This window comes from Actinokineospora sp., from assembly GCF_050699995.1.
In the GTDB taxonomy this organism is placed as follows: Bacteria; Actinomycetota; Actinomycetes; order Mycobacteriales; family Pseudonocardiaceae; genus Actinokineospora.
Genome location: NZ_JBOHGC010000275.1, coordinates 1 through 4176, shown reverse-complemented (window position 1 = coordinate 4176; position 4176 = coordinate 1). Strand labels below are relative to the sequence as shown.

Annotated in this window: 5 protein-coding genes; 2 read left to right on the top strand and 3 right to left on the bottom strand. The window is 71.3% G+C overall.

What is annotated here, in order from left to right:
* Both ACRDSQ_RS14025 and ACRDSQ_RS14020 read left to right on the top strand, forming a co-directional pair.
* On the top strand, nt 1-1080 hold a 1080-nt coding region (locus tag ACRDSQ_RS14025), incomplete at its 5' end, for a HesA/MoeB/ThiF family protein (RefSeq protein ID WP_431421496.1).
* Between the two features lies 1 nt (nt 1081).
* On the top strand, nt 1082-2332 hold the full coding sequence (locus tag ACRDSQ_RS14020; RefSeq protein ID WP_431421495.1) for a hypothetical protein: 1251 nt from the start codon (nt 1082-1084) through the stop codon (nt 2330-2332).
* An 80-nt stretch (nt 2333-2412) separates the two neighbouring features.
* Here ACRDSQ_RS14020 and ACRDSQ_RS14015 read toward each other — a convergent pair whose 3' ends face one another.
* From ACRDSQ_RS14015 to ACRDSQ_RS14005, 3 genes are all read right to left on the bottom strand, one after another.
* A complete protein-coding gene (locus ACRDSQ_RS14015; protein WP_431421494.1) occupies nt 2413-3315 on the bottom strand; it encodes an exodeoxyribonuclease III in 903 nt (300 codons plus the stop codon).
* A gap of 17 nt (nt 3316-3332) precedes the next feature.
* Nucleotides 3333-3638: an SH3 domain-containing protein gene (locus tag ACRDSQ_RS14010; protein ID WP_187224683.1), complete on the bottom strand. Its 306-nt coding sequence runs from the start codon at nt 3636-3638 to the stop codon at nt 3333-3335.
* A gap of 181 nt (nt 3639-3819) precedes the next feature.
* Nucleotides 3820-4176: isocitrate/isopropylmalate family dehydrogenase (locus ACRDSQ_RS14005; RefSeq protein ID WP_431421493.1), on the bottom strand; the 357-nt coding region annotated here is incomplete at its 5' end.

Below are 4176 nucleotides of genomic sequence, written 5' to 3'. Positions count from 1 at the left end.
GGTGGGGCCCGGGCGCCGGGCCCCACCGCCCATCAGCGGAAGGACCCGACGTTGACGAAGTTGCCCAGGCTCAAGCCTTTCCTGCGCGTGTACCGCCGGGAGGGCGAGCCACACCTGTTCATCGGGGTAGGCCCGGACAAGGTCCGGGTGAGCGACCCGACCCCGGCGGCCGAGAAGTTCATCCTCGGCCTCGACGGCACCGTGACCGGCGATGAGCTGCGCCTGCGCGAGCCGGAAGCCGACGAGTGGCTGCGCGCACTCGACGCCGCGGGTGTCCTCGAGGACGCCGCCGTTCCGCCGACGCTCGACGTTGCGGTGACCAGTCGGTGGAGCAGGCAGATCAACTACCTGCGGCTGTTCGACCGCGACGGCTGGGACGGCTTCGAAGGCCAGCGCAGGCTGGGCGCGGCCCGGGTGGTCGTGGTCGGGACCGGGGCGGGCGGCACCACGCTGCTGCGGCTGCTCAACGCCGCGGGCATCGGGCGGCTGGAGGCGGTCGACTTCGACACCTTCGCCCTGGACAACCTGCCCACGCACGCCACCCTCGACCAGGAGGATGTCGGCTCGCACAAGCTGGAAGCGCTGCGCAGGCACCTCTACCGGCAGAACTCGAACACCGAGTTCGTCACCCACGACCGCACGATCGGCTCGGCCGACGACCTCGCGGAGATCATCGACGGCGCGGACTTCTTCCTGCACGCCTTCGACCGGCCGCGCGAGCACGCCGCGCGCTGGTCCAGCGAGGCGAGTCTCGCGACGGGCGTGCCGATGACGTCCATCGGCGCCACCGACAAGGGCGCGCGGGTCGGCCCGATGATGATTCCAGGGGTGACGCCGTGCTGGGAGTGCGTCGGCATCTACGGCATGGACATCCTGCGCCACGAGGAAACGGCCTGCCTGACCGGATCCACGGTGGCGATGCTCGCGGGCATCGCCGTCAACGAGGTCGTCGGCGTGCTGTCCGGCGCGAAGGAGTCACCGACCGCCGGGCGCAGCCTCTACGTCGACACCGACCGGCTGACCTTCACCTTCACCGACTACGAAGCTCGGCCCGACTGCCCGTGCACGCGGGCCGCGTGAGATGACCACGTCGTCGTCGCCGCTGTTGCGCACCTGGCTGCCGACCGCGCTGGGCTCGTCGATGCTCGTCGTGGAGATCCCGCTGGTCTCGGCGTTCGTCGCCCGGGCCCCGGACGGCGCGGCGGCGCTGGCGGCCTTCGGGATCTGCATCGCGGTCATCGTGGTGGTCAACTCGCCCGCGCTGGCGTTGGCGCCGCTGGTGGTGGGCATGCCCCGCAGCGTCTCGGTGCGGCGGTACACGGTGCTGCTGGGCTTGGGGGCGGCGCTCGTCTGCGCGGCGCTGGCGGTGACACCCCTGCCCGCCGTGCTGTTCGGGACCAGCGAGCAGGTGGCCGACGGTGTGCGGAACGGGCTCTTGGCGTTGGCTCCCGCGTCGCCGGCGGTCGCGCTGCGCCGGTACCTGCATGGCCTGCTGATCAGCGCGGACCGCACCGGCGGGATCACCGTGGCCACGGTCTCACGCCTGGTCGCGTCCGCGCTGGCGGCCGTGCTGGCCACCGAACTGCTGCCGACCTGGGGCGCGGGCGCCGGGTGCTTCGCCCTGACCGTCGGCGCGTTCGCCGAGACAGCCGTGCTGAGCAGACTGTGGATGGGTGGGCCGCTGTCCGCCGAGCCGGTGTCGACGCGGCGGCTGCTGCGCGCGCACCTGCCGCTGAGCGGAGCACGGCTGCTCAACATGGCCCCGCAGGTGATCACGATTCTCGCCGTCGGCCACGCCGTGCAGGCCGCGGCGTCGCTCACCGTGTGGCCGACCGTCTACGGGCTCCTTGCCCTGTTCACAACCCCGACCGCAGACCTGGAATCGGTGGTCGGGGCCCGGCACACCGACCGGCCCGCGGCGACCAGAAGGCTGGCGTGGCAGGTCGGGGTCGGCTTCACCGCCGCGTTCGCGGTCGTGGTCTGCACCCCGCTCGCCGCCTGGTACGTCGAGGGATTCGTCGGCGTCCCGTCGGCGCCCGCGGAGCTGGGGCTGCTCTGGATCTTCGTGCTGCTGCCCGCGCCCGTGCTGTGGGTCGTCAGGTCCTACTACCGGGGGATGGTCGTCGCCCACCACGACGCGCCTCGGCTGCTGGTGCCCATCGGGGCGCACGTGGCGGTGCTCGTCGCACTGTCGGTCGCGCTTCCGTTCACCGGCCTGCCGGGGGTCGCGTGCGCCGGACTCGCGCTCGTCGGCGGGTTGGCCGCCGAGACGGTCTGGTCGGGCCGGGTGTCACGCCTTGATCAGCCCGCGGCCCGGTGCACCTGCCGGTAGCGCGACGGCCCCGATGATCGAGTCGATGGTCCCCGCGACCCTGCGGCGATGTACGCGCCATTCGCCGTGCTGTACCCGTTCTACTGGGCGGGCTGGATGTCGGGCGGCACGGTCATGATGATCGGGCACGTGATCATGCTGCCCGCGATGGCCGCCGTCATGCTCCGCCACTGAGCCGCGCCGGGCCAGTCGTAGGTGATCGTCACCGGGGCGTGGTCCGACCAGCGTTCCGCGTAGGTCGCGGCCCGCTCCACCACGGCGGTGTGGGCGCGGGCGCTGAGACCGGGGGTGGCCACCTGGTAGTCGATGCGCCAGCCGGAGTCGTTGTCATAGGCCTTCCCGCGGTAGGACCACCACGTGTACGGCCCTGGCCCCTCGGGGTGCAGCAGCCGGTGCACGTCCCGGTATCCGGCTTCGTCGAAGACGCGGCCCATCCAGTCACGCTCGGCGGGCGTGAAACCGGCGTTCTTGCGGTTGGCCTTCCACGCCTTGAGGTCGATCTCCTGGTGGGCGATGTTCCAGTCGCCGCAGATGACGACCTCGCAGCCGCTCGCAGCCGCCTTCTCGCGCAGTTCGACCAGGTACGGCAGGAACGCGGCCATGAAGCGCTCCTTCTGGTCCTGCCGCAGCGTCCCCACCTCACCGCTGGGGAGGTAGACGCTGCCGACGACGACGCCGGGGAACCACGCCTCCACGTACCGGCCGCTCGCGTCGAACTCGGAGACGCCGAAACCCACACGGGCGGCCGTGGGCTCCTGCCGCGAGTACACCGCGACACCGTTGCGGCCCTTGAGGACGCGCGAGTCGGCGTGCACGGTGTGCCAGCCGGGCGGGGCGGCGAGTTCGGCGGGCAGGTCGTCGGCCGAGGCGCGGACCTCCTGCAGGCACACGAAGTCCGCCGCGGTGGCCGCGAGCCACTCGACGAACCCCTTCTTGGCGGCCGCGCGCAACCCGTTGACGTTGATCGTGGAAACCGTGAGCACCGCGCAACCCTAAGTGGCTAGCAGGTGCGGCCGGGCAGCGGCTGCAGGAACTGCGCCGACGCCCACCGGTTCGGGCCGAGCATCCGGAAGCCGTTCTGCACCGTCGGCAGGGCGTCGGTTTCCGCGCCCTGCTTGAACTTGCCGACGATGTCCGCGTGGCCGTCCGGCGCGGCCCGGACGTTGAGCACGTCCGCGGTGACCGACACCCGGCACTTCGCCGCGCTGCTGGCGGGCGCGTTGGGGCTCTCGACACCCATCGAGTACATCGAGACCACCCCGACCAGCGCGCCGCCGATAAGCAGTGTCCGCTTCGGCAACAGCATCAGCACGTCACACGCTCCTTGTCACCACACGGTCCCTGGGTGAACAGTCCCGTACCCACCGGTATCCGCGCCAGTGATCGCGACGGGAAACACCCGACGGAGCCAACGCCTGCGACACTGCGTCACCTTGGACAGCGAGAAGCCCCCCGCCAGAACGGCGAGGGGCTTCCCGGACGAGTGGTCAGCCCGCCATCTTCTTCTGCAGGTTCTCATCGAGGGTGTTGAGGAAGTCCTCGGTGGTCTGCCACTCCTGGTCGGGTCCGACCAGCAGCGCCAGGTCCTTGGTCATCCGGCCGCTCTCGACGGTCTCGATGACGACCTTCTCCAGGGTCTCCGCGAACTCGATCACCTCGGGGGTGCCGTCGAGCTTGCCGCGGTGCTTGAGGCCGCCGGTCCACGCGTAGATCGACGCGATCGGGTTGGTGGAGGTCGGCTTGCCCGCCTGGTGCTGGCGGTAGTGCCGGGTCACCGTGCCGTGCGCGGCCTCGGCCTCGACGGTCTTGCCGTCCGGGGTCATCAGCACCGACGTCATCAGGCC